This window comes from Streptomyces sp. NBC_01525, from assembly GCF_045040405.1.
Lineage (GTDB): Bacteria > Actinomycetota > Actinomycetes > Streptomycetales > Streptomycetaceae > Streptomyces > Streptomyces benahoarensis.
In genome coordinates, this window is sequence record NZ_CP109397.1 from 6,381,402 (window position 1) to 6,406,179 (window position 24,778).

Annotated in this window: 18 protein-coding genes; 7 read left to right on the forward strand and 11 right to left on the reverse strand. The window is 74.8% G+C overall.

From position 1 onward, the window contains the following. Positions 1-29 precede the first annotated feature (29 nt). On the reverse strand, positions 30-3,248 hold the full coding sequence (locus OG422_RS27700) for a cytochrome P450 (RefSeq protein ID WP_405746806.1): 3,219 nt from the start codon (positions 3,246-3,248) through the stop codon (positions 30-32). 413 nt (positions 3,249-3,661) lie between these two features. Between OG422_RS27700 and OG422_RS27705 the strand changes: the two genes are divergently transcribed. The 3 genes from OG422_RS27705 (at position 3,662) to OG422_RS27715 (ending at position 6,771) form a co-directional block, all read left to right on the forward strand. Continuing rightward, the gene (locus OG422_RS27705) at positions 3,662-4,534 is read left to right on the forward strand and encodes a YceI family protein (RefSeq protein ID WP_405746807.1); all 873 of its coding nucleotides are present in this window, start codon (positions 3,662-3,664) and stop codon (positions 4,532-4,534) included. Positions 4,535-4,717: 183 nt separating this feature from the next. Then, on the forward strand, positions 4,718-6,214 hold the full coding sequence (locus OG422_RS27710) for an MFS transporter (protein WP_405746809.1): 1,497 nt from the start codon (positions 4,718-4,720) through the stop codon (positions 6,212-6,214). Next, entirely contained in the window at positions 6,211-6,771 is a 561-nt protein-coding gene (locus OG422_RS27715) for a helix-turn-helix domain-containing protein (protein WP_405746811.1), read from the forward strand. Before OG422_RS27710 ends, OG422_RS27715 begins: the two co-directional genes overlap by 4 nt. Before the next feature lie 87 nt (positions 6,772-6,858). On the opposite strand, the gene OG422_RS27720 is transcribed toward OG422_RS27715, so the two are convergent. After that, positions 6,859-7,938 carry a YncE family protein gene (locus OG422_RS27720; protein WP_405746813.1) on the reverse strand — a complete coding sequence of 360 codons (1,080 nt, stop codon included), beginning with the start codon at positions 7,936-7,938 and terminating at the stop codon, positions 6,859-6,861. 268 nt (positions 7,939-8,206) lie between these two features. Between OG422_RS27720 and fes the strand changes: the two genes are divergently transcribed. Then, positions 8,207-9,496 carry an enterochelin esterase gene (gene fes / locus OG422_RS27725; protein WP_405746815.1) on the forward strand — a complete coding sequence of 430 codons (1,290 nt, stop codon included), beginning with the start codon at positions 8,207-8,209 and terminating at the stop codon, positions 9,494-9,496. A gap of 23 nt (positions 9,497-9,519) precedes the next feature. Here the strand turns inward: fes and OG422_RS27730 are convergent, their stop codons facing one another. From OG422_RS27730 to OG422_RS27765, 8 genes are all read right to left on the reverse strand, one after another. Continuing rightward, positions 9,520-10,269, reverse strand: a complete 750-nt coding sequence (locus OG422_RS27730; RefSeq protein WP_405746817.1) for a 4'-phosphopantetheinyl transferase family protein — start codon at positions 10,267-10,269, stop codon at positions 9,520-9,522. Continuing rightward, on the reverse strand, positions 10,266-14,195 hold the full coding sequence (locus OG422_RS27735) for an amino acid adenylation domain-containing protein (protein WP_405746818.1): 3,930 nt from the start codon (positions 14,193-14,195) through the stop codon (positions 10,266-10,268). The genes OG422_RS27730 and OG422_RS27735 overlap by 4 nt, the downstream gene beginning before the upstream one ends. Continuing rightward, positions 14,192-14,419, reverse strand: a complete 228-nt coding sequence (locus OG422_RS27740) for a phosphopantetheine-binding protein (RefSeq protein ID WP_143939635.1) — start codon at positions 14,417-14,419, stop codon at positions 14,192-14,194. The genes OG422_RS27735 and OG422_RS27740 overlap by 4 nt, the downstream gene beginning before the upstream one ends. Positions 14,420-14,421: 2 nt before the next feature. Beyond that, positions 14,422-15,054 (reverse strand): isochorismatase family protein, encoded by a 633-nt coding sequence (locus tag OG422_RS27745; protein ID WP_405746820.1) that lies wholly within the window; start codon positions 15,052-15,054, stop codon positions 14,422-14,424. 14 nt (positions 15,055-15,068) lie between these two features. Next, entirely contained in the window at positions 15,069-16,718 is a 1,650-nt protein-coding gene (locus OG422_RS27750) for a (2,3-dihydroxybenzoyl)adenylate synthase (RefSeq protein WP_405746822.1), read from the reverse strand. After that, positions 16,715-17,911, reverse strand: coding sequence for an isochorismate synthase (locus tag OG422_RS27755; RefSeq protein WP_405746823.1), 1,197 nt, complete (start codon positions 17,909-17,911; stop codon positions 16,715-16,717). The genes OG422_RS27750 and OG422_RS27755 overlap by 4 nt, the downstream gene beginning before the upstream one ends. Positions 17,912-17,992: 81 nt before the next feature. Continuing rightward, positions 17,993-18,787 (reverse strand): 2,3-dihydro-2,3-dihydroxybenzoate dehydrogenase, encoded by a 795-nt coding sequence (locus OG422_RS27760; RefSeq protein ID WP_405746824.1) that lies wholly within the window; start codon positions 18,785-18,787, stop codon positions 17,993-17,995. Further along, on the reverse strand, positions 18,784-19,752 hold the full coding sequence (locus OG422_RS27765; RefSeq protein ID WP_405746825.1) for an ABC transporter substrate-binding protein: 969 nt from the start codon (positions 19,750-19,752) through the stop codon (positions 18,784-18,786). Before OG422_RS27765 ends, OG422_RS27760 begins: the two co-directional genes overlap by 4 nt. Positions 19,753-19,916: 164 nt before the next feature. On the opposite strand from OG422_RS27765, the gene OG422_RS27770 reads away from it, so the two are divergent. The 3 genes from OG422_RS27770 to OG422_RS27780 are packed head-to-tail and all read left to right on the forward strand — an operon-like array spanning position 19,917 to position 22,918. Continuing rightward, positions 19,917-21,002: a FecCD family ABC transporter permease gene (locus OG422_RS27770; protein WP_405746826.1), complete on the forward strand. Its 1,086-nt coding sequence runs from the start codon at positions 19,917-19,919 to the stop codon at positions 21,000-21,002. Next, complete coding sequence (locus OG422_RS27775; protein WP_405746828.1) at positions 20,999-22,084, forward strand: FecCD family ABC transporter permease; 1,086 nt, start codon at positions 20,999-21,001, stop codon at positions 22,082-22,084. The genes OG422_RS27770 and OG422_RS27775 overlap by 4 nt, the downstream gene beginning before the upstream one ends. Before the next feature lie 6 nt (positions 22,085-22,090). Next, entirely contained in the window at positions 22,091-22,918 is an 828-nt protein-coding gene (locus OG422_RS27780; protein WP_405746830.1) for an ABC transporter ATP-binding protein, read from the forward strand. 128 nt (positions 22,919-23,046) lie between these two features. Here the strand turns inward: OG422_RS27780 and OG422_RS27785 are convergent, their stop codons facing one another. Beyond that, entirely contained in the window at positions 23,047-24,558 is a 1,512-nt protein-coding gene (locus OG422_RS27785) for a glycoside hydrolase family 3 protein (RefSeq protein ID WP_143944296.1), read from the reverse strand. Positions 24,559-24,778 lie beyond the last annotated feature (220 nt).

Genomic DNA, 24,778 nt, shown 5'->3' on the forward strand with positions numbered 1-24,778 from the left:
CTCCGGGTTTGTGTGGTGGGAGGAACAGCTCAGGCGGCCGCGTAGACGTCTTCGACGTACCGGCCGTCGGCGACCAGTGTGTCGAGCCAGGCGGCGGCGTCGGCGGCGTCCGCGCCGGGGGTGTGGGTGAGGTAGAGGGCGCGGAAGACGTCGCGTACGCCCGGGGCCATGCGGGCGCCGTCGCCGCAGACGTAGACCGCGGCTCCGGCGTCGAGCAGCTGCCACACCTCGTCGGATTCGGCGGCGATCCGGTGCTGGACGAAGCGCCGGCCGTCGACCGGTGCGGCGCTGAAGGCCGGGCGCATCCGGACCGCCCCGGCCAGTTCGGCGGTGCGCAGTTCCCGGGCGTGCAGGTAGTCGGCGTCCGGGGCGTCGCAGCCGAAGTAGCAGAGCGCCGGGGCGAGTGCGGCGCCGTCCGCGGCGAGGGCGAGCCGGTCGGCGACGGCGCCGCGGAAGGGAGCCAGGCCGGTACCGGCCGCGACCATGATCAGCGGGGTGTCCGCGTCGTGCCGGATCCGGAAGACCTCCCGGCACGGCTGGATCCGGGCGTACACGGTGTCGCCGGGGCGCACGGTGTGCAGATACCCCGAGCCGGTGCCGCGGTGGGTGCCCCGGCCCGAGCGGGCGGGCGCCTGGAGCAGCGAGACCATCAGGTCGACGTGGTGCGGGTCGACGGTGGGTGAGGACGAGACGGAGTAGTGGCGCGGCCGGATCGGCTCCAGCAGCTCCAGCAGCACCGGCCAGGTCAGCTCCGCCGCCAGCGCCGGGCTGTCCTCGATGACGTCCAGCAGCTCGCGGTGGTCGGCGGCGCGCGCCTCGGCGTCCTCCGCCAGCGCCTCCAGGGCCTTCCGCTCGGGCGGGCAGGGGTTGAGCCCGGCGAGGACGGTCAGCTGCCCGGCGGTCGGGCGGTCCTGCAACTCGACGTGGTGGGTGAGGAGTTGGCGTACGGTGACCGGCCGGTCGATCGCGAGGCCGTCGCGGCGCGGGCGGTGGGCGGCGATCCGCAGCACGGCGTCCGGGTCCACCCGCAGGACCCGGACGGCCCGCTCGACCAGCTCCGGGGCGTTGGCCGGGAGCACCGTCAGATGGTCCGCGGTGCGGTACGTCTGCCCGTCGGGCAGCGCGAGGCGGACGTGGCGCTTGGCGCGCGGGTGGTCGGGGTGGGTGAGGCTGCCGGTCTCGGTGACCGTCATCGCGGCCATGCCGTGCCGGGCGGCCAGCGCGTCCAGCGGACCGCCGGTGACCTCGGTGACGGTGTAGGCGGGGCCCTCCGGCGCGGCGGCGGGGGAGGCGCCGACGGTGGCCGGGTCGCCGTACGTGCCGAGCAGGGCGGTGCGCAGGGCGCCGGTGAACGCGGTGACCGCGCCGTTCAGGTCGCCCGAGGCGTCCGCCTCCGCGCGCTCCAGCAGCCGGGTGCCGCCGAGGGCGGCCAGCCGGTCGTCGATGAGGTTGGGGACGCGCTGGTAGGTGGCGGACCAGTTGCGGTCACCGACGCCGAGGACGGCGTAGGTGACACCGTCGGCGGCGCCGGGCCCGGCGGTCTCCAGCCAGCGGACGAACTCCGCGGCGTCGTCCGTGGGGCGGCCGTTGTACGAGGCGGCGACGATGACGAGGGGCCGGTCGGTGGGCAGGGCGCCGGTGTGGGCGTCGAGCGGGGCGACCGCCGTGGCGCAGCCGGTGTCGGCGGCGGCGTCGGCCAGCCGGGCGGCGACGTCGCGGCAGGTCCCGTAGTTGGAGCCGTGCAGCAGCAGCACTCCGGTGTCCTGCCGTACCCGGGTGGGCAGGGCGCCGCCGTCGGCCGGGGCTTCCTTCTCGCGCACCGTGCCGGTGGGCAGCGCGGCGCGGTTCGCGGCGCGGTCGGCCGGGGTGCGCGGGGCGAGGCCGAGGGCGAAGCCCTCCGGCTTGATGGTGAGCGCCTGCTTGAGGTCCATCGTGTAGTCGGCGTGGTCGAGCAGCCGGTAGCGGTGGACCAGCATGGCGAGCAGCATGGTGGCCTCGTGCAGCGCGAACTGCCGCCCGATGCAGGCACGTTCACCGGTACCGAACGGTTTGAAGGCGTGCGGGGAGCGGGCCGCCTCCGCCTCGGGGGAGAAGCGCGCGGGGTCGAACAACTCGGGGTTGTCGCCCCAGACCGGGTCCCGGTGCAGCATCGGCGTCAGCACCGTCGCCCACTGCCCGGCCCGCAGCGGTACGCCGCCCACCTCGGTGTCGGTGAGCGCCTGCCGGGAGAAGCCGGGGGCGGGCGGGTACATCCGCAGCGTCTCGTTGAGGACCTGGCGGGTGTGGTGCAGGCGGCCGATGTCCTCGAACGTCGGCTCCGGGTCGGGCACGTCGCCCCACAGCTCGTCCACCTCGCGCTGCACCAGCCGCAGCGCGGACGGGTGCTTGAGCAGGTTGTACAGCGCGAAGGACAGGGTGCCCGAGGTGGTCTCGTGCCCGGCGATGAGGAAGGTGATGACCTGGTCGCGGATGTTGGCCAGGTCGAGGGCGGTGCCGTCCGAGGGGTGGGTGGCGCCGAGCATCAGCCCCAGCAGATCCTCGCCGTCGGGTGCCGGTGCGCCCGGGGCGGTGCGCGCCGCAATGACCTCGTCCACCACCGACGCCAGATAGGCCGCGTCGGCGCGGAACGCCGCGTCGGTCCGGGTGTGGTCGAGCTCCGGGTCGCGGCTGAGCTTCGTCATCGCCCAGTGCAGACAGCGCACCAGCGCCTCGACGAAGGGGTGCGGCTCGTCCCGCTCGAAGGACCCGAAGTCGAAGCCGAATCCGGTGAGTCCGATGGTGTCCAGCGTCATCCGGGTCATGTCGTCGGGTACGTCGACGGGGGCGCCGTCCGTGCACCGGCGGTCCCAGGCGCCGATCAGCCGGCGGGCGACCCGCAGCATCACCGGGTGGTAGGTCCGCATCGAGCCGAGCGCGAAGGCGGGCATCAGGATGTCGTGCGCCTTGGTCCAGTTGGGCTCGTCGTTGTACGCGGTGAACAGTCCGTCATGGGTGAACTCCCGGACGTTCTCCAGCGCCGGTCCGATCGCCTTGCCGAAGCGCCGCTCGTCGGACAGCTCGGTGACCAGGTCCAGGCTGCTGACGAACAGGGTGTCCCGGCCGTGCTGCCGCTGGACGAAGGCCGGACCGTGCTGCCGGGCCAGGGCCATGGTCCGCAGCAGAGGGGTGCGGGCCGGGGTGTGGGAGACGTCGACGACGGGGATGCCGCCGAGGTCGTCGGGGTGCGAGGGGAGCACAGTCGCGGACATTGAGGCGAACCGCCTTCCGTGAAGCAGGGAGACCGGAACGACCCGCGGGGATCGGTTCCAGCGGTCGTCTCCAGCCTCGCCGGTGCTCGGGGAGCGGGCCGCCACCGTCCTGCACGATCGTGTAGGGCCCCGGTGTGCACGGGGGTTGCGGAAGTGTCCGGGATGTGTCATGCGGCGGACGGCGGAGTGGTGGGCGTCCGAGGCGGTGGAACGGGGCGGTGGGATCCCGTTGGAGGCGAGGTGCGAGAAAGGTCACCTTTGGGGGGATCGTGACAGGTCAGGATCATTTCGCCACGGCGTCAATGACAGGATAGAAGCGGAAGAGAAGGGAATTTGCACCACTTGTTCCTTTCTTTCCGTTTTCCGCTCCCGTCCCCCTGCCGGACCGCACACCTGATAGGCCCCGTCCTGCCATGCCGCTCGCCTTCCTCCACCGCCTGCGTGACCGAATGCCGCACAGCTCTGCCCCGCCCCTTCCTGGTGGGGCGGGCGCGTTGGATCTGCGGGTCGACGATCCCGTCGGACTGCCGATGGCGGGCGTGACGGTCTCGGTCCGCAACCTCGGCGGCCAAGAGGTGACGCAGGGGTGGACCGACCCCAACGGGCGGCTGACGGTGACGCTGCGGCCCGGTACGTACCGGCTCGTGGTGACGTCCGACGGCTTCTGCCCGGTGCGGTGCGAGGCCGAGGTGGTGGCGGGCGAACGGACCACGCCGCGCCCGATCGCCCTGGAGCCCGTCCCGGCGCTCCCGCTGCCCGCCGCCGGGCAGTGGCGGATCGACCCCGACCACAGCGCCATCCGCTTCACCGCCCGGCACATCGGGCTCGCCGAGATCCACGGCCGCTTCAACCGCTTCGAGGGCGGGCTGTGGATCGGCGAACGGATGGCGGACTCACGGGTCGAGGTGACCATCGAGGCGGCGAGCATCGACACCGGGGTGCGGGTGCGGGACGAGCATCTGCGGTCGGCGGAGTTCCTGGACGTGGCGCGGTTCCCGTATCTGCAGTTCGCCGGGGAGCGGTTCGTGCACAAGGGCGGCAGCCGCTGGGCGGTGCAGGGTGTGCTGCATCTGCACGGCGTCAGCCGCACGGTGCAGCTCGACACCCGCTACCTCGGGATCGGTACCGGCATCGCGGGCGAGACCCGCACCGCCTGCCAGGCCGTCACCGAGCTGCACCGTGAGGACTTCACCCTCGACTGGCGCACGATGCTGGCCAAGGGCATCGCCGCGATCGGCGCGACGATCCGCGTGGAGCTGGACATCCAGGCGATCCGGCCCGAGTAGCGGCCCGCGGACGCGAGGGCGGAGGCGCACGGTTCCCCACCGTGCGCCTCCGCCCTTTTCCGGGTCGTCCCGGTCCGTGTCCTGCCTCACTCCAGGGGCCGACGGCGGCGGGAATCGCACATGTCATCGTACGATGACATCAGCCGCTGACATTGCGGCGTCGCCGAACAGGAGGAACTGGCCGTGGAACCCGCCCGGACAAGGCCCTCATGGCAGGAGCGGGCGCTGGTGCCCGTGCTGGTGTCGGTCGGGATGCTGGTGGCGATCATCAGCAGCCTGGGCGCGCCGCTGATCCCGACCATCGCGCGGGTCGACCATGTCTCCCTGGAGCTGGCCCAGTGGTCCCTGACGGTGACGATGCTGGTGGGCGCGGTCGTCACGCCGCTGATGGGGCGGCTGGGGGACGGGCCGCACCGGCGCCGGGTGATCCTCGGCGGGCTGGTGCTGACGCTCTCCGGCAGCCTGCTGGCGGCACTGCCGACGGGCTTCACCGGGCTGCTGGCCGGGCGGGCACTGCAGGGCGTCGGCATCGCGCTCACCCCGCTGACCATGGCCACCGCCCGTGACGCGCTGCCGCCCGAACGGGCCCGGCACACGGTGGCGACCCTCTCCCTGACCGCCGCCGCCGGGGTGGGCCTCGGCTACCCGCTCACCGGCGTCCTCGCCCGGTACCTGGGCCTCCACGCCGGATTCTGGTTCGCCGCCCTCGCCTCGGCACTGGCGCTGGTGGCCCTCGCCGTGGTCCTCCCGCCGTCGCCGCGCAGGCCGCAGCATCCGCTGGACATCACCGGGGCGCTGCTGCTGGCCGCGGGTATGGCCGGGCTGCTCCTCACCACCACCGCGGGCGGCCGCTGGGGCTGGACCTCGCCGAGGCTGATCGGGCTGGCCGGGGCATCCGTGGCGCTGCTCGCCTGGTGGGTGGTGCACGAACTGCGCACCCCGCACCCGCTCGTCGACGTCCGCCTGGTCCGCGACCGTCCGGTGCTCGCCGCCGACCTCACCGCGGTGCTCTCCGGCGTCGGGATGTACGTGATGCTGTCGCTGGTGCCGCAGTACGTGCAGACGCCGCGGTCCGCGGGGTACGGATTCGGCGCCTCGGTGGTGATCGCCGGGCTGATCCTCACGCCGTTCTCGGTGGCCAGCATGGTCTCCGGGCGGCTGGTGCGGCTGGCCTCCCGCTCCGTCCCGCCGGGCCGGATGCTGCCGCTGGGCTGTCTGATCTGCCTGGGCGGGACGGTGCTGTTCACCTGTGTGCGGGGCGGGTTGTGGGAGGCGTTCGTCGCCATGGGGCTTATCGGGCTGGGCGCCGGGGTGACCATGTCCGTGATGCCCGCGCTGATCGTGGGCTCGGTCCCGGCGCACGAGACCAGCAGCGCGATGAGCTTCAACCAGGTGGTGAAGTACATCGGTTACTCCTCCGGCAGCGCGTTCACCGCGGCGGTGCTCGCGGCCCACCCCGGGACCGGCGGGCTGCCCGCCGAGAGCGGCTACCGGGTGGCCGGGCTCGCCGGGTGCGGGGTCTGGGTGGTCACCGCGCTCGTCGGTTATCTGCTGGTGCACGTCCGGTCCGGGCGGGCGACATCCGGCTCCCTGGGGGCGGCGCCGTCCGCCGCGGCGCATAAGGTGGCGGTGACGGAGGGTGAGCCCGCGGTGCGGGAGGATGTGGAGGCACGGCGGTGACCGGCACTCAGGAGGCGCGCCGCAGGGATTCCGCGCGCAGCCGCGAGGCGCTGCTGCGCGCGGCGAGCGAACTCTTCTCGGAGCGCGGCTTCGACCGCACCACGACCCGTGACATCGGCCGCCGCGCGGGCGTGGACCCGGCGCTCATCGCCCGGTACTTCGGCGGCAAGACGCAGCTCTACCTCGCCGCGGTCGAGGCCGAACGGGGCGACGTTCCGGTCAGCGACCTCCTCGCGCCGGACCGGCTGCGCCAGGTCCTCGAAGGCGCCGCCCGCCGCGGTCTCGTCCCCATCCTCCAGGTCGGCGTCCAGCCGCTGAGCGACCCGGAGGCGGACGCGGCGGCCCGTGCCGCGCTGCACGACCGGCTCGTGGAGCCGCTGCACCGCCGGTTCGTGGCGGAGGGCCGGGCGCAGCCCCGGCTGCGCGCCGAGATCGTGGTCGCCGCGGTCATCGGCATCGTGCTGGGCCGCAGCTCCGGCGCCTTCGAGGAGTTGGGCGAGGTGGCGTCGGACGATCTGGCGGCGCTGCTCCAGGAGACGCTGCGGGGCGGCGAGTAGGAGCGCGCAGGCCCGGAACGCGGAAGCGCCGCGGCCCTGGTCCCCGCCCGTGGGCAGGGGCCGGGGCCGCGGCGCGTGGGGGAGCGGTCAGCGGGTGACGCGGATCCGGTTGAGCTGGTCCTCGCCCTGCGGGCCGGTGCCCGACTTGTCGACGACATAGGCGGTACCGCGGGCGATCTCGATGTGGTTCGGGCCGGCGCCGGTGGTCACGGTCCGTACGACGGTGCCCTTGCGGGGGTCGATGAGGGAGACGGTGGCCGCGGTGCGGTTGGCGACCGCGACGGTGCCGGTGCGCGGGTCGCTCGCGACGGCGAGGGTGCCCTCGCCGGTCGGCACGGTCGTGACGACGGAGCCCTTGCGCAGGTCGACGACGGAGACCGTACCGGCCTTCTGGTCGGCGGTGTAGGCGGTGCGGCCGTCGCGGGAGAGGGCGAGCGAGATCGGGCCCTCGCCGGTGGGGATCAACCGGGGCTTCTTGGCGCCGGGCGCCGCCTCGATGATCTGGTTGCCGTTCAGGTCGGTCGCGTAGGCGGTGCCGGTGCGCTCGTTGACGGCGAGTCCGGCGGGACCGGCGCCCTCGACGGTGACGCGCTTCTTCTCCTTGTAGGTGCGGGTGTCGAACGCGACGAGCGTGCCGTCGCCGAAGCCGCTGGCCCATGCGGTGTGGTGGCGTTCGTCGATGACGACCTCGCGGGCGTGGTGGACGCCGGGCAGGGTGGCGAGGTGCTTGCCGGTGCGCTGGCTGTAGACGGCGACGGAGTTGTCGCGGGTGTTGGTGGTCCAGACGGTGTCGTGCCGGTCGTCGACGTCGATGCCGTAGACCGCCTCGACGGCGCCGGTGGCCTGATCGGTGACGGGCGGCGCGTAGGACGCGCGGACCTTCATCGAGCGCGGGTCCACCTTCACCAGCGCGGATTGGGTGACGGGCGGGCGGCCCACCGCGGCGGTTGCCCACAGGACGTGGTTCCGCTCGGAGTACGCGGACTGGTAGAGCCCCTTGACCAGGGGCGCCGCCGCGGCGGGCGCGGCTTCGGCGCGGGCCGCCGGGTGGGCGGCGAGCGTCGCGGGGGCGGCGTGGGCGGCGCCGGTGAGGGTGAGCGTGCCGCCCACGGCGACGGCCACGGCGGTGGCGGCGAGCCGGCGGATGCGGAGGGTCAATGAGGACATGCGGCGTCAGTCTCCTTGGCGGGGATGCCTTTTGGGGGTGTTCGCGGAGAAGCGAGCTGTCAATAAATTAACTTAGGCTTACCTAAGTTTGAACCGGAGCGGGTGTGGCGCCCGTCACGGGCGAGGTCGGGGCGGCCTCCCCTGGGTGTGGCGTGGCGGCAAAGGTAAGGTGACCCTAAGTGTCTGGGGTGGCCGAGGGGTGCCCCGGAAGCCCGTCCGGGTGCGCGGTCCATGCGGCCGCACGCCCCCGTCACCGGAGTTCCGCCGCATGCTCGCGTCCACGCCGCCCGAGGGCACCGCCCACCATCCGCCCCGCGTGGCCCGTCCGCAGCCGCTGCCGAGGATCGCGACCGGCCCCGTCCTGCCCGCGCCGGACCGCGTCGCGGAGTTCTGGGCCGAGGTGGCCCGCACCGGCACCCCGCTCGTCGGGCCCGACCCGGAGGGCGACGTGGACCGCGTCGCCGTCACCTTCCTGTGGCGCGGCACCCCCGCCACCCGCGCCGTCCAGGTGCTGCCCAACAAGCTCGTCGACCCCCGCGCCCCCGAGGCGAACCTGATGACGCGCCTGCCCGGCACCGACGTATGGCACTGGACGCTCCGGCTGCGCCGCGACTGGTACGGCACCTACGACTTCTGCGTCGACGAGGGCGACGGCCCAGCGCCGGACGACGACGGCTACTGGCCCTGGCTCCGCACCCGACGTCACCCCGACCCACTCAACTCCCATGCACTGCCCGGCCGTTGGGGCGGTACGGAGGTCTCCTGTGCACGGCTGCCCGGCGCGCCGCGCGACGCGGAGTGGGAGCCGCGGCCCGGCGTCGCCCGGTCCACCGTCACCACACACGACGTGCCGAGCACCCACCTCGGCGGCGCCCGCCGGGTCCGGCTCTACCGGCCGCCGCAGACCGCGCCGGACACCGAACTGCCGGTGCTGGTGCTGCTCGACGGCGAGCACTGGCAGCCGGGGCTCGGCGTCGCGGACCTCCTCGACAACCTCATCGCCGACGGCCGCATCCCGCCCGTCGCCGCCGTCCTCCCGGAATCCGTCGATGTCGCCACCCGCTGGCGGGAGCTGACCTGCCGCCCGGAGTTCGTCTCCTTCCTCGACGAGGAACTGCTCCCGTGGGCCGCCGGACACCTCCCGCTGACCGCCGACCCGGCCCGTACGGTGATCGCCGGGCAGAGCCTGGGCGGGCTGACCGCGGCGTACGCGGCGCTCACCGCGCCGCACCGGTTCGGCAACGTCCTCGCCCAGTCCGGGTCGTTCTGGTGGCCGGCCGGACCGGACACGGAGTGGCTGACCGGCCGCCTCGCCGCCACCCCGCGACTGCCGGTGCGCTTCCGGCTCTCCTTCGGTGCCCAGGAGTGGGTGACGCTGCCCGCCGCCCGACGGTTCCGCGACGCGCTCGCCGCCGCCGGGTACGACGACGCCACCTACCGGGAGTTCAACGGCGGCCACGACTACCTGTGCTGGCGCAGCGAACTCGCCGGGGGGATCGTGGAGTTGTTCGCCGACAAGCGTGAGGGCGGGACCGCACAAGTCCCGCCCGGCTCGTGACGCCGGGCGGGACTTCTTGCGGATCAGGGGGCGCCGACCGGGCCCCGCACCGCGCAGGCCGCCGCCCAGCCGCCCGGGACCGGTACGTCGGTGAGCGTCCACCCCGGGACCGGCGCAGGGCACGGCCCGCAGCTCAGGTGGCGGTCGTGCAGTGCGGTGCCGGACAGGCCCTCGCCCGTTGCCTTCAGATACGCCTCCTTACGCGTCCAGCACCGCGCGAAGGCGGCCGGGCGGGCGTGCTCCGGCAGCCGTGCCAGTTCCGTCCGTTCGGCCGGGTGCAGGGCGCCGGACGCATCCGCCGCCACCTGGGCGGCGGGGACGCGTTCCACATCCACACCCACCGGCGCGGACGCCAGCCCCAGCAGCGCCAGGCCATCGCCGTGCGCGAGCGAGAAATGCACCGCCCCGCCCGCCACCGCCGGGCGCCCGTGCGGGCCGCCGCACCCCGGGCACTCCAGCCGGACCAGCTCCACCGCGCCCGGCGCCATGCCCAGCAGACCGCCCAGCACCCGGCGCAGCTCCGCGTGGACGGCGACGTACAGTGCACGGTCGGCAGGGCGGCGCAGTGCCGCCGCCCGCCGCCGTTCCCGTGCGTCCAGCAGCGCCGCGTCGTCCTCGTACGACATCTCCGCCGTGACGAGGCGCAGCCACGGGCCCCGCGCCAGCTCGGAGGCGGTGGGGCCGCGCCGTGACGGGCCCCGGGCGGGGCCCGCGGCGGCGGGGCCCGGACCGCCCGCCCGCGTGAGGTCCGGCGTGGGGCCCGTCGGCCTCATCCGGCGGTGTCCGTCAGGTGCGGGGCGAGGGCGGCGGCGATGGCGTCCCACTGTGTCTCCCGCATCAACTGCGGGTGGGTGCAGTCCAGATCGTGGTTGACGATCCGGCCGGAGACGTGCGGGCGCCATGCCTCGCGGGTCAGCCAGTCCTCCGCGCGCGGCGCCGCCGCCGTGAAGAACACCACGTCGCCCTCGAAGCGGCGGTGGCGGTGGGCGCGCATCATCCGGGCGTGGTGCGGGACGATGCCGACGATCCGGGACAGCGTGTGGTCGCCCAGCCCGGCGAGCGGGCTGCCCGCCCGGCGCAGCGTCGCCAGCACGTCCTCGCGGGTCCGCTCGTCCGTCCGGTCGAAACCGGCCATCCGCAGGACGGCGGTGAGCGCATCGCCCTCCTCCGGTGCGGGCCGCTCGCGCCACTGCTCGGCCGGGAACGCGTCCAGCAGCGCCAGCAGTTCGACCTCCTCGCCCGCCTCCTGGAGCAGCACCGCCACGGTGTGCGCCAGGATCCCGCCGACCGACCAGCCCAGCAGCCGGTACGGGCCGTGCGGCCGCACCGCCCGCAGCGCGCGGACGTACCCGGCGGCCTGCGTCTCCAGGTCCGGCGGGAGCGGCCCGTCGTCGAGCAGTCCGCGGGCCTGGATGCCGTACAGCGGCTGGTCGGGGCCGAGCCGCGCGGACAGGCCCGCGTAGCACCAGGACAGGCCGCCCGCCGGATGGAAGGCGAACAGCGGGGGCCGGCCGCCCTCGGCGCGCAGCGGCAGGACGACGTCGAGCGCGTCCCCGGCGGCGGGCGCCGCGGTGTCCAGCCGGGCGGCGAGGGCCGCCGGGGTCGGCGCCTCGAAGAGCGAGCCGATGGTCAGCTCCGCGCCGCACTCCTCCCGTATCCGCGCCACCAGCCGCACCGCGAGCAGCGAGGTGCCGCCGAGGTCGAAGAAGGCATCGTCGGGCCCGGCGTCCGCGACGCCCAGGACCTCCGCGAACAGCCGGGTCACCGTCGCCTCCCGGGCGCTGACCGGGCGACGGGCCGCGCTGCTGCCGCCGAACACCGGCGCGGGCAGCGCCGCCCGGTCCAGCTTGCCGTTCGGGGTCAGCGGGAACACGTCGAGCGCGACGACCGCCGCCGGGACCATGTGCTCCGGCAGCGCCACGGCCAGCTCCGCCCGGACGGCCGCGGGGTCCGCGCCGCCGGTCACATAGCCGATCAGCCGCTGCTCGCCCGCGCCGTCCTCGCGGACCAGCGCACAGGCGCCGTCCACGCCGGGCCGGGCGGTGAGCGCCGCCTCGATCTCGCCGAGTTCGATGCGCTGGCCGCGCAGTTTGACCTGGTGGTCGGTGCGGCCGAGGTACTCCACCTCGCCCGTCGCCGTCCAGCGCGCCAGATCGCCGGTGCGGTACATCCGGCCGCCGGGCGCCCCGAACGGGTCGGCGACGAAGCGCTCCGCCGTCAGCTCCGGGCGGTGCAGATAGCCGTCGGCCAACTGTCGCCCGGCGAGGAAGAGTTCGCCGGGCACCCCGGGCGGGCAGGGCTGCCGCGCCGCGTCCAGGACGTACAGCCGGGTGTTCCACACCGGCCGCCCGATCGGCACCGGACCGGAGCCGTCCGCCGCGCACGCGTGGTACGAGACGTCGACGGCCGCCTCCGTCGGCCCGTAGAGGTTGTGCAGTGCGGCGCCCGGCAGCGTCCGGGCGAAGAGCGTCGCCGTCTCGCGGGGCAGCGCCTCGCCGCTGGCGAAGACCTGCCGCAGCGCGGTGCAGCCGTCCGCCCGCGGCGCCGCCAGGAAGACCTGGAGCATCGACGGGACGAAGTGGCAGGTGGTGACGGACCGTTCGGTGATCAGCCGGGCCAGCCGGACCGGGTCCTTGTGCACCCCGGGCTCCGCGACGACCAGCGCCGCGCCCGCCCGCAGTGGCCAGAAGAACTCCCACACCGAGACGTCGAACGACGACGGCGTCTTCTGGAGGACGCGGTCCCCGGCGCCGAGCGGATAGGCGTGCTGCATCCACCGCAGCCGGTTGTCGATCGCCCCGTGCGACACCACCACGCCCTTGGGGCGGCCGGTGGACCCGGAGGTGTAGATGACGTACGCCGGGTGCGACGGGGTGAGCGCCCGCGCCGGATTGACCGGCAGGTACCCGGACAGATCGAGCGTGTCCAGGGCGACCAGCGGCGTCCCGGCGTCGGACGGCAGCCGCCCGGCGTGGTCGGTGACGGCGCACACCGGCGCCGCGTCCTGGAGCATGTATGTCAGCCGCCGCGCCGGGTAGTCCGGGTCGAGCGGCAGATACGCGGCGCCCGACTTGAGGACCGCGAGCAGTGCGACCACCAGCTCCACCGAGCGCGGCACGGAGACCGCCACCAGCTTCCCGGGCCCGGCGCCGAGGCCCTGAAGATGGCGGGCGAGCCGGTTGGCGCGGGCGTTGAGCTGCCCGTACGTCAGCGCCGTGTCCCCGAAGACCAGCGCGGTGGCGTCCGGGCTGCGCGCCGCCCGCGCTTCGATCGGCCCGATCAGGGTGGTCGGCGGCACCTCGTGGTCGGTGCGGTTGAACTCCTCGATGACGAGGGCGCGTTCGGCGGGCGTGGCGATGGCGTGGGTGGCGAGCGGCTGCTGCGGGTCGGTGGCGGTGAGCCGTTCCAGAAGGTTCAGGAACCGTTCCTGATGGCTGGCGAGCGCGTCACCGTCGTACAGCGCCGGGTTGCCGTCGTGGTCGATGCGCAGGCCACGGCCGTCGGCGCGGTCGTAGATGTTGACGGTCAGATCCTCGACGGGACCGGCGGACAGGTTCCGGGCCCGCGCCCAGGTGCCCGCGAACTCCGCGCCGTAGTCGAACGGCATGACGTTGACCAGCGGCCCGACCAGGCCGCGGGCCTCGCCGAGCAGCCCCAGATCGCGGCGGAGGGACTCGTAGCGGTAGCGCTGGTGGCGGCGGGCCTCGCGGATGCCGAGCACCACCTGCCGCACCAGCTGCGCGAACGTCGCCTCGGGGGTGACGGAGAGCCGCAGCGGCAGCACATTCATCACCATGCCCGGCACCCGCAGCGCCACCGAGCCCAGACGGCCCATCATCGGCAGGCCGAGGACCACGTCCGCGCGGTCGCAGGCGCGGGAGGTGTACAGCGCCTGCGCGGCGATGAGCACGTCCGGCCACGTCGCGCGGAGCCCGGCGGCCAGCTCCCGCAGCCGTTCGGCCGACTCGGGGGAGAGGTGCGCGGTGGTGCGGAGGAAGGTGCGCGAGGGGAGCGCGCCGCGCCCGGCGAGCCGCGGTGCCTCCGGGCGGTCGGCGAACGCGGTCCGCCAGTGGTCGCGGTCGGCGGCGCACGCCTCCGAGTCGCGGTACACGGCGTCCTGCGCGACGAGGTCGGCGAGCGACCTGAAGGCACGCGGGCCCGGCTCCTCACCTCGTACGAGAGCGGAGTACACCTCGGCGGTGCGGCGCACCAGCAGGGAGTAGCCGAAGCCGTCCATGACGAGATGGTGGATGCGCTGGTACCACAGCCACCGCTCGTCGCCGACGCGGAAGAGGGCGTGCCGGAACGGCGGTCCGGCCGCCAGATCGCACGGTTCGGCCAGGTCGGCGCGCATCCACGTCTCGGCCGCCGCGTCGGCGTCGGCGGCGCCGCGCAGATCGTGGACGGACAGCGGCAGTTCGACCTCCGCCAGCAGATGCTGGCGCGGCCCGTCCGGGGTGTCGGTGACGCGGACGCGCAGCGCGTCGGCCTCGGCGGTGACGCGGCGCAGCGCGACGGCGAACACCTCCGGGTCGAGCGGCCCGGCGATCTCCAGGCACTCCGCGGTGTTCTGCGCCGGGCTGAGCGGGTCGAGGGCCTGCGCGTACCACATGCCCGACTGGGCGGCGCTCAGCGGCAGTCCGGCCTCGGCCCCGGCCTCGTGGGAAGGTCGCGCGGCTGCGGTGAGCGGGGTGGTCATCCGACCCCCAGCAGCGGAGCCCACGCCTCGATGGCGGGCGCCTCGGCGAGATCGGCGAAGCCCGCGTCGACGCCGTGGTCGCGGCGCCAGCGCTCCAGCAGCGCCATGATGCGGACCGAGTCCAGGCCGTAATCGAGAAGGTTCTCGTCGACGGGGATGTCCGCCGGGTCCTCGCCGAGGGCGTCGGCGACGTCGGCGTGGATCAGATCGAGGGTGAGTGCCATGCTCAGATCTCCTCAAGGAGGGCGTCGGTGGTGGTCACGACCGCGCAGCGGCCGGCGGCCCAGCGCAGGGCCATCTCGTGCTCCGCGCGGGAGAAGTCCGCGACGGCGTCCGCGACGACGAACGCCTGGATGTCCCGCATCCACGCGTCGCACGCCGTCATCAGCACGCCGATGTGCGCGTACACCCCGACGATCACCAGCTGGTCGCGCCCGCTGTCGCGGAGCCGCTGTTCCAGGTCGGTGCGGACGAAGGCGCTGTACTTCCACTTGGTGAGGACGGTGTCGCCCGGCTCCGGCGCGACCTGGTCCGGTACGGCGAGCTTCGCCGGGTCGTCGGCGACGCCCGGCCCCCAGAAGTCCCGCTGGAGACCGCGTTCCTCGGGCGTCTGCCCGCCGCGCTGGGTGGAGTAGACGACGGGCACACCGCGCTCCCGGAAGGCGGACAGCAGCCGCGCGGTGTTGTCGAGCATCCCGGCCAGCGGCTGCGCACCGGCCGGGTACGCGCCGAGGAAGTGCTGCTGGAGGTCGTGGACGAGGACCACGGCGCGCGCCGGGTCGACGGTCCAGGCGACGCGGTTCGCGGGCAGCTCCTCCGGGGACGGGAGCGGATAGGGGGCGATGGCGGGAAGTGCCATGGTGGACGGGCCTTTCAGTCCTGCTCGGTGGGGGCCGCGGCGGACCGCAGGCCGTTCTTGCTGACCTTGCCGACCCCGGTCTGCGGGAAGGCGTCCACGAACTCCACGAGATCGGGGACCTTGTAGTCGGCGACGCCCGCCTGCCGGACGTGCCGTTTGACGGCGACCGGCTTCAGCGGCTCGGCGCCCGCGCGCAGGATCACGTACGCCAGCGTCCGCTCACCGAGACAGACGTCGGCGACCGCGACGACGGAGACGTCGTGCACGGACGGATGGCCGAGGACGATGTTCTCGATTTCCTCCGGTGCGACCTTCTCGCCGCCCCGGTTGATCTGGTCCTTCGCCCGGCCCTCGACGACGAGGTGCCCGGTCGGGGTGCGGCGCACGATGTCGCCGGTGCGGTAGAAACCGTCCGCGGTGAAGGCCCGCGCGTTGTGCTGCGGGGCGCGCCAGTAGCCGCGGATGGTGTACGGGCCGCGGGTCAGCAGATGGCCGAACGCGCCGTCGGGGACGTCCTCGTCGGCGTCGTCGACGACCCGGATCTCGTCGTCGGGGGAGATCGGCAGGCCCTGGGTGGTGACGACGGTCTCCGGGTCGTCGTCCCGCCGCGTGTAGTTGACCAGCCCCTCGGCCATGCCGAAGACCTGCATCAGGCGGCAGCCCAGCGCCGGTTCCAGGCGCCGCGCCGCGGCCGCCGAGAACTTCGCGCCGCCGACGAGTACCAGCTCCAGGCTGGACAGATCGTGCTCCGAGTCCGGCCCCGCCTCGGTCCACACCAGCGCCAGCGGCGGCACCAGGCCCGTCATCGTGATGCGTTCCTGAGCGATGAGCGGGAACGCGGTCGCCGGATCGGGCCGCGGGCACAGCACCACCGTGCCGCCCGCGTACAGCACGCCCAGCCAACCGGGCGACGACATCGGGAAGTTGTGCGCGGCGGGCAGCGCGACGAGGAAACGGGTCTCCGCGTCGACACCGCAGATCTCGTTGGAGCCCCACAGCGAGTAGCCGTAGTCGTCGTGGGTGCGGGGGATGAGCTTGGGGACGCCCGTGGTGCCGCCGGACAGCTGGAGGAAGGCCAGCTCATGCGGCTCCGGCCCGTCGAGCGGACCCGCCGGGGCGCACGGCACCTCGGCGAGCGCGGTGTGCTCGCCCGGCTCCCCGGCGACGAAGACGTGCCGCAGCGTCGGCGTGCGCTCCTTGACCCGCGAGGCGAGCGCCCGGTGGTCGAAGCCCGCGTGCCGGTCGGGGACGACGTACGCGACCGCCTCGGTGAACGCGCAGAAGCAGGCGATCTCCGTGTCGCGGTGTGCCGGGAGCGCGTACACCGGCAGCGCGCCGATGCGGAACAGCGCGAAGACGACGACCAGGAACTCCCCGACGTTCGGGAGCTGGACGACGACCCGGTCGCCCTTGGTGATGCCGCGGGCGGCGAACCCGGCGGCCATCCGGTCGGCGGCCTCGTCCAGTTCGCGGTAGGTCCAGGTACGGCGGTCCGGCGCCGGGTCGATCAGCGCGGTGCGGTCGGGGTGGGCGGCGGCGCGTGCGCGGAGCACGGCGCCGAAGGTCTCCCCGCGCCAGTAGCCGGCCGCGCGGTAGCGGGCCGCGAACTCCTCCGGCCAGGTGGGTGCGTCGAGTCCCGGGGTGGTGGCGGGCGGCGTGGTCACAGGGCGGCTCCCACGGCGCTGAGGAACGTGCGGAACTTCGCGCCGGTCTCGGCGGTCTCCGCCTCCGGCGAGGAGCCGGCGACCACCCCGGCGCCCGCGAAGAGCCGCAGCGCACGGCCCTCGGCCTCCGCGCAGCGGATCGTCACGACCCACTCCCCGTCGCCGTCCGCGTTCTGCCAGCCGACCATGCCGGTGTACGGGCCGCGGTCGAACGGTTCGGAGGCGGCGATGACCTCGCGCGCCAGCGGGGTCGGGGTGCCGCACACCGCGGGTGTCGGGTGGAGCGCGGACGCCAGCTCCAGCGCGCACACCTTTGGGTCGGCGAGGTCGCCGGTGACGGTCGTCGACAGATGCCACATCGCCGCCGTCCGCACCAGGGCGGGCCGTTCGGGCACCTCCAGGCGGGTGCAGAACGGCGCCAGCGCCGCGCGGACCGCGTCCACCACGACGGCGTGTTCGTGCAGGTCCTTGGGGGATTCCAGCAGGGCGGCGGCGCGCCGTACGTCCTCGGCGAGGTCGGCGCTGCGCGGCGCGGATCCGGCCAGCGGGTTGGCGGTCAGCCGTCCGCCGGTGCGGGAGACGAGGAGTTCGGGGCTGGCGCCGACGAGGGTGCGGCCGGGGCCGCCGGGGACGGCGAAGGTGTAGCCGGACGGGTCGCGGCGCGCCAGCCGCTGCACCATCGACGGCAGGTCCAGGTCGTATGGTGCCGTCAGCTCCACGGTGCGGGCCAGGACGACCTTGTCGAACTCCCCGGCCCGCATCCGCGCCACGGCGGCGGCGACGGCCGCGCCGTACGCCGCGGGCTCCGGCACCTCCCGCACCTGCCAGTCGGCGGCCCGCTCCGCGTCGGGGGCGGGCAGCGCGACGAGCGGGTCCTCGCGCAGCGGCGGCGCCCAGGCCACTGACGCGGGTACGGCCAGCGCGGGCGGGCCGTCCGGGTCGAACGGCAGCGCGCCCACCACGACCGGCGACGGCGTGCCCGCGGCGCGCCGCTCCCGCAGCTTCTCGCGCACCCGCAGATGCACCGGTCTGGAGTCGTGCGGGACGTCGGCGCGGGTGCCGCGCCCCAGCAGGGTGTGGCGGGGCGTGCCGAGGAAGCGGTCCGTTCCGGCGCGGTAGGCGTCGAGCAGGGCGGTGGCCTCGCCCGGGGTGACCACGGGCGTGGTGCGGGGGTCGCTCAGGGAAGCGGGCATGGCGGTCTCCAGGAAGGGGGTGAGCAGGGAGGGCTGCGCGGGCGCGGGCCGGGGCGGCGGGCGTCGGCCCGGCCCGGACGGTCAGGCGCGCAGCGTGGCGCCGCCGTCGACGTACAGGTCGTGCAGCGTGATGTGGCGGGCGCGGTCGGACACCAGGAAGGCGACGGCCTCGGCGATGTCGGACGGGTCGGCGATGCGGCCGAGGGGGATGCCGGTGCGGTGCGCGGCGAGGTCGCCCTCGATGATGTGGCGGGCGGCGGACTCCTCGTCCTGCCCGGACGCCGTCCACATGGCGCGCTGCATGTCGGTGAGGGTCGAGCCGGGGGAGACGGTGTTGCAGCGCACGCCGTGGGCGGCGACCTCAAGACCCAGGCACTTGGTGAACATCACCGCGGCCGCCTTCGATGCGGCGTACGCGGCCATCCCGGCGCGGGGGATGCCCGCCGCGTTGGAGGCGACGGTGACGATGCTGCCGCGGCCGCGGGCGGCCATCCGGCGGGCGGCGGCCCGCGAGACATGGAGGACGCCGTCGGTGTTGACGGCGAACGTCGCCGCCCAGTCCTCGTCGGACAGCTCGGTGACGGGCGCACCGCGCAGCACCCCCGCGACGTTGACGGCGATGTCGAGCGGTCCGACGGTCTCCTCGGTCTCCGCGACGAGCGCCTCGACGGCCGCGGCGTCGGTGACGTCCAGCGCGCGGGTGGTGATCCGCTCCGCGTACGGCCGGGCCGCCGCGGGGAGTTCGCCGGGCGTCAGATCGGTGGCGAGGACGCGGGCGCCGCGGGCGGCGAGGGCGGCGGTGACGGCGGCGCCGATGCCCCGCCCGGCGCCCGTCACGAGGGCGAGGCGGCCGTCGAGTTCGGGTGCGGTGCTCACTTCACCATCGCCTTGCGGATGTCGTCGAGGACGGAGACGGCGGCCTGCGGCCCGCCCAGGCTGGTCCACTTGGAGCCGTCGATGACGGTGGCGTGCTTGTCGCGGACCGCGTCGAGCTGGCGGTAGGCGGGCTTGCCGATCAGCTCCTTGAGCAGCGAGGACTCCGAGCTGCCCGGGTCGAGGGTGCCGATGAACAGCCAGTCGGCGTCGATCTCCTTGAGGTTCTCCTCGCTGAGCGGCGTCGAGTGGCCCTTGCCCGGCTGCGCCTGGATGCCCGGGCGCTTGAAGCCGAGATCGTTCAGGACGTCGCCGATGAAGACGCCCTGCTGCATGACGGCGGTGCCCTTGGCGGAGTAGCGGGCCACCGACACGGACGCACCGGCGCGGGAGCCGAGGTCCTTCTTGAGGGCGGCGACCTTGCCGTCGTAGCCGTCGAGGAACGTCTCGGCGCGGTTGGTCCGGCCCAGGGCCTTGCCGGTCAGTTCCAGGGACGTGCGCCAGCTCTTGTCGGCGCCGATGGTCACGACGGTCGGGGCGATGGTGCGCAGCTGCTTGAGCACCTGCTTGTCGGCGAGTTGGCCGGCGAGGATGACGTCCGGCTTCGCCTGGACGACCTTCTCGATGTCGGGCCCGGTCACGGCGCCGACGACGGGTATCCCCTCGGCCTTGCCGGCGAGGTAGGCGGGGGCGCCCTTCTGGCCGCGCCCGGCGGTCAGGCCGACGGGCTCGACGCCGAGGGTGAGTGCGGAGTCCAGGTCCATCTCGCTGAGCGCCACCACGCGCTTGGGGACGGCGGGGACGGAGACGGCGGTGCCGGTCGCGTCGGTCACCTCGGTGGTGCGGCCCCCCTCGGCGCCGGACGGGGTGTCCGAGGAGCCGCAGGCGGTCAGCGTGAGCGCGCAGGCGGCGAGCGTCGCGACGGCGGCGGTGGTGCGGGCGGGTCTGAGGGCGGGGGTGGGCGCCATGGCCTGGGTTCTCCGTAGGGGTGTGTCGGTGGCGGAAACGCGGAAAGAGGGGCGTGTCCGGGCGGTATGCGGCGTACGGGTACGGCAGTTCGTCCGCTTTCGGGCATGCGGGGGACCGCCCCGCATGAAAATCCGGAGCGATCAATTTAGGTTAGGCTAACCTCATGTTGATTGCGCAAGAGGGGCGGCCGGACGGCACCGGGCACCGCCCCGGCCAGCCCCTCACGCCGGGCCACCGCCCCGTCCGCCGGACCGCGCTCGCGCTGAGCGTCGCGCTGCCGGCCCTGGCCGTGCTCTCCCTGGTCATCGGCACCGGCCACAGCTCCGCCGCCGACGCCTGGCACTTCCTCACCGGCGACCCCGCCGCCCGCGCCGACGCCCCACTGCGCCTGGCCGTGCTGGACGTACGGCTGCCGCGGACCCTCGCCGCCGTCTTCGTCGGCGTCTGCCTCGGCGTCTCCGGCTGTCTGCTCCAGGCGGCGACCCGCAACCCGCTGGCCGAAACCGGCCTGCTCGGCGTCAACTCCGGCGCCGCCTTCGCCGTCGTCCTCGGCCTCACCTTCTTCGGCGCCACCTCGCCCACCGCCCTGATGGGCTGGGCCCTCGCCGGTGGCCTGGCCGCCAGCGCCGTGGTGCTGCTGCTCGCCGCATCCGGCCGCACCGCCGGATCCCCGCTGCGGCTCGTCCTCACCGGCACCGCCATCGGCGCCACCTTCCACGGCCTGACCTCGTACGTCCTGCTCGGCACCCGGTCGACGTTCGACACCTACCGCTACTGGACGATCGGTTCGCTCGCCGGAGTCGAATCCGCCGACCTGCTGCCGCTCACCGCCCCGGCGGCCGTCGGACTGCTCCTCGCGTTCGGCTGCGCCCGCCCGCTGTCGGCGCTCGGTCTCGGCGACGACAGCGCCCGGTCGCTCGGCCACCACCCGGGCCGGATCCGCCTCGCGGTGGCCGCCGCCGTCTCCCTCCTCGTCGGCTGCGCGGTCGCCGTCGCCGGACCGATCGCCTTCCTCGGCCTGCTCGCGCCGTACGCCGCGCGCGCCGTCGCCGGGCCCCGCCTCACCGCCCAACTCGCCCTCTCCGCACTGGTCGCCGCCGCGGTCATGCTGCTCGCCGACATCCTGGCCCGCGTCGTCATCCGCCCCTGGGAGACGCCGGTCAGCGTGCTGCTCGCCTTCGTCGGCGGACCGCTGCTCGTCTGGATCGCCCGCTCCTCCCACCTCTCCACCGCCGGAGCGTCCGCATGAGCGCGCACCGCACCACCGGGGCACCGGCCCCGCGCACCGGAATCGCGCTGCCGGACACCACCGTCCTGCGCACCGGCACCCTCTCCTGGCTCTTCCCGCGCCGCGGCGCGCTGGCGGCGACGCTCCTCGTCCCGCTGCTCGCCGCGCTCATCGCCCTGTCCGTGACGGCGAGTTCGACGGGGATGAGCCCGTCGCAGACGCTCGGCGGACTCCTCGGCACCGGCGATGCCGGGACGGTCATGGTCGTACGGGACTTCCGGCTGCCGCGCGTCCTGGTGGGCCTCATGGTGGGCGCCGCGCTCGGCATCTCCGGCTGCCTCACCCAGACCCTCGCCGGGAACCGCCTCGCCACCCCCGACCTGATCGGCGTCAACGAGGGCGCCACCGCCGCGGTCGTCGCCGCCGCGGCCGGATCCACCACCGGCATGGTCGGCGACTGGTGGCTCGGCCCGGTCGGCGCCGTCGCCGCCGCTGCCGTCGTCGTCCTCTGCGCGGGCGGCGCGGGCTCCGCCGGATACCGCGTCCTGGTCGTCGGCATCGGCGTCTCCACCACCCTCGGCGCCGTCAGCGACCTGCTGATGTCCCGCGAGAACGACAACACCGCGGGCGGCGTCTTCCTGTGGGCCGTCGGCAGCCTCAGCGGCCGCGACTGGAGCGCCGGGACGCCGCTGCTGATCGCCCTCCTCGTACTCGTCCCGCTCGCCCTCGCCGCCGGTCACCGGCTGCAACTCCTGCGTTTCGACGACGACATGGCCGCCGCCCTCGGCGTCGATCTGCGCCGGGTGCGGGGCGTTGCCCTCGCGCTGGCCGTGGCGCTGGCCGGGGTCGCGGTCGGCGTCGGCGGACCCCTCGCCTTCGTCGGCCTCGCCGCGCCCGTCCTCGCCCAGCGGATGGCCGGGCCCACCCGCGTCCCGGTGGTCTGCTCGGCGCTGACCGGCGCCGCCCTCGTCGTCGCCGCCGATGCGCTCGGCCGCGTCATCGCCCCCGTCGAACTGCCCGTCGGCGTCGTCACCAGCGTCCTCGGCGGCCCCTTCCTGCTGTGGGTCCTCTTCCGTGCGGACCGCCCCGCCCGAAAGGACTGACCTGCCATGACCGACCAGCCGACCCGTCCGCCCGGCCTGGAGATACGCGAGCTGCACGTGGGACATCCCGGCCGTCCCGTCGTCCGGGACGTCTCCCTCGCCGTGCCCGCCGGGCAGGTCGCCGCGATCGTGGGCCCCAACGGCTGCGGGAAGTCCACCCTGTTGCGCGCCGCCGCCCGGCTGCACGCCCCGGACTCCGGCACCGTGCACGCCGACGGCGCCGACATCTGGGCGCTCGGCCGCCGCCGCGCCGCCCACCGCATCGCCCTGCTCCCGCAGTCGCCCCGCGCCCCCGAGGCGGTCACCGTCGCCGGACTCGTCCGCTACGGCCGCCACCCCCACCAGGGGCTGCTGCGCCAGTGGTCGCGGGAGGACGAGGCGGCCGTGCGCGAGGCGCTGGACGCGACCGGCACCACCGAACTCGCCGCCGAACGCCTCGACCGGCTCTCCGGCGGCCAGCGCCAACGCTGCTGGCTGGCGATGGTCCTCGCCCAGCACACCCCGGTCGTCCTGCTCGACGAACCCACCAGCGCCCTCGACCTCGGCCACGCCGTCGACGTCCTCACCCTGGTCCGCGAGGTGGCCGCCGCCGGCCGCACCGTCGTGATGGTCCTGCACGACCTGGCCGCCGCCGCCCGCTACGCCGACACCGTCGTCGCCATGAAGGACGGCCGCGTCATCGCCCAGGGCGCCCCGCACCACACCGTCGACGCGGCGTTGGTCAAGGAGGTGTACGGGCTGGACGCCGACATCCTGCGGGCCCCGGGCGACGGGGCACCGGTCGTCGTCCCCCGCGCGGGCACACCGCTGCCGACGTCCGCACCGGTCGGTTGAGGGCACCCGCCGTGCGGTACGGGGCGGCGGACGTGCCGCCGCCCCGTACCCCCGCCAGTCGCGCCCGGCCAGGTCGCGTCCCGCGGTTCGGGAGCCCGGGTCCGGCCGCGCTCCGGCCGGACGCCGGGTCAGCGGGGACCGGCCAGGACCTCCGCCGCGGCGACGCCGGAGGCGGCCGTCGCACCGTGTGTGAAGAGCCGGACCGCCCCGGGCACGTCCGGCCCGGGCAGCCCCATCTCCACCACGACCGCGTCGGACCGCGCCGCGACGAGTGTGGCGAGCGCATCGGCCATCCAGCCGTGCCGGGCGGCGTCGCGCACCACCACGACCAGCGGCCGCCCCGTGGCCGGGGCCAACGCCTGCTCCTCCAGCACGCCCGGGCGGCCGGTCACCTCCTGACGGGGGATCCGCACGGACGTGGTGCCGGGCAGCCGCTCGCGCAGCGGCGCTCCGACGCCCCACGGCGTCTCGTTGCCGACCGCGAGGTTGGTGGACGGCACCAGCTCCACCACATGCGCCGGTGCGGCCAGCGGCAGCACCCCGTCGCCCGCGCCGCTGACCCGCAGGGCGCGCCGCGCGGCGACGAGGCCGATGTCGCGGCGGACCGGATCGGCGGGCACCGAGCGGCGCAGCCCGGCCGACCAGCGGGCGAACTCGCCGACCCGGTCGGCCGCCTCGGCCAGCCGCTCCTGCGGCAGCGTGCCCGCGGAGGCGGCGGCGACCAGCGCGCCGACCAGGAGTTCCGCGGTGTCCTGACCGGCGTTCTCCCCGCCGACGCAGAGCGCGTCGGCGCCCGCGGCGACGGCCCGCACCGCGGCGCCGTCGATCCCGTAGAGCCCGGTGACCGCGCCCATCTCGATGGCGTCGGTGACGATCAGCCCGTCGAAGCCCAGCTCCCCGCGGAGCAGATCGACCAGGATGCGGCGGCTGAGGGTGGCGGGCAGCTCCCGGTCGTAGGCGGGGACCAGGAGGTGGCCGCTCATGACCGCGCGGACGCCCGCGTCCAGGGCGGCGCGGAACGGCGGCAGCGCCTGCGCCGCGATCTCGTCGGCGGTGGCGTCGTAACTGGGCAGCCCGTGGTGGGAGTCGATGGCGACGTCGCCGTGGCCGGGGAAGTGCTTGGCGCACGCGGCGACCCCGGCCGACTGGAGCCCGCGGACCCAGGAGGAGGCGTGCCGGGAGACGACCTTGGCGTCGACGCCGAACGACCGGACGCCGATGATGGGGTTGTCGGGGTTGGAGTTGACGTCGACGCTGGGCGCGTAGTCCAGGCTCACCCCGGCGGCGTGCAGCTGACGGCCGAGGTCCCGGGCGACGGCCTCGGTCAGCTCGGTGTCGTCGACGGCGCCGAGCGCGAAGTTGCCCGGCCGGGTGGCGCCGGTCGCCGCCTCCAGGCGGGTGACGTCACCGGCCTCCTCGTCGATGGCGATGATCAACTCGGGGTTCTCCGCGCGTAGTTGAGCCGCGAGCTGCGCCACCTGCTCCACGCCGGTGATGTTCCGGGTGAACAGCACCACGGAGGAGAGCCCCTCGCTGATGGCGCGCAGGATCCACGGGGGCGCCACGGTGCCGGTGAATCCGGGCTGGAGGACGGAGAGGGCGAGCCGCCGCAGTTCCTTGCTGTGCATGGTGGAGGACATCGACCGGCCTTCCGGGTAGTGCCGACACATCGCCACAGTGTTCATTGGTACAGGCCAATGGATATTGGCCTGTACCAATTGCCGCTGTCAAGGGTGCCCCTGCCGCACCCGCCGGCCACCGCCTCGCCACCCGCTGCCCGCCGCGTACCCCACCGCGCCTCCTGCGCTCTCGCTCCCGTATCCCAACAGCCGTGAATCTCCTGGAGGTTGACGCTGCGTC

Excerpts from the sequence above, each read along its gene's own strand:
- OG422_RS27740 (WP_143939635.1), bottom strand. The coding sequence starts at position 14,419 with ATGGCACTCACCCTCGATCTGATCCACGCCGACGTCGCCGACGCCCTC.
- OG422_RS27705 (WP_405746807.1), top strand. The coding sequence starts at position 3,662 with ATGCCGCTCGCCTTCCTCCACCGCCTGCGTGACCGAATGCCGCACAGC.
- OG422_RS27785 (WP_143944296.1), bottom strand. The coding sequence starts at position 24,558 with ATGTCCTCCACCATGCACAGCAAGGAACTGCGGCGGCTCGCCCTCTCC.
- OG422_RS27765 (WP_405746825.1), bottom strand. The coding sequence starts at position 19,752 with ATGGCGCCCACCCCCGCCCTCAGACCCGCCCGCACCACCGCCGCCGTC.
- OG422_RS27775 (WP_405746828.1), top strand. The coding sequence starts at position 20,999 with ATGAGCGCGCACCGCACCACCGGGGCACCGGCCCCGCGCACCGGAATC.
- OG422_RS27780 (WP_405746830.1), top strand. The coding sequence starts at position 22,091 with ATGACCGACCAGCCGACCCGTCCGCCCGGCCTGGAGATACGCGAGCTG.
- OG422_RS27735 (WP_405746818.1), bottom strand. The coding sequence starts at position 14,195 with ATGACCACCCCGCTCACCGCAGCCGCGCGACCTTCCCACGAGGCCGGG.
- fes (WP_405746815.1), top strand. The coding sequence starts at position 8,207 with ATGCTCGCGTCCACGCCGCCCGAGGGCACCGCCCACCATCCGCCCCGC.
- OG422_RS27745 (WP_405746820.1), bottom strand. The coding sequence starts at position 15,054 with ATGGCACTTCCCGCCATCGCCCCCTATCCGCTCCCGTCCCCGGAGGAG.
- OG422_RS27770 (WP_405746826.1), top strand. The coding sequence starts at position 19,917 with ATGTTGATTGCGCAAGAGGGGCGGCCGGACGGCACCGGGCACCGCCCC.
- OG422_RS27700 (WP_405746806.1), bottom strand. The coding sequence starts at position 3,248 with ATGTCCGCGACTGTGCTCCCCTCGCACCCCGACGACCTCGGCGGCATC.
- OG422_RS27720 (WP_405746813.1), bottom strand. The coding sequence starts at position 7,938 with ATGTCCTCATTGACCCTCCGCATCCGCCGGCTCGCCGCCACCGCCGTG.
- OG422_RS27730 (WP_405746817.1), bottom strand. The coding sequence starts at position 10,269 with ATGAGGCCGACGGGCCCCACGCCGGACCTCACGCGGGCGGGCGGTCCG.
- OG422_RS27755 (WP_405746823.1), bottom strand. The coding sequence starts at position 17,911 with ATGCCCGCTTCCCTGAGCGACCCCCGCACCACGCCCGTGGTCACCCCG.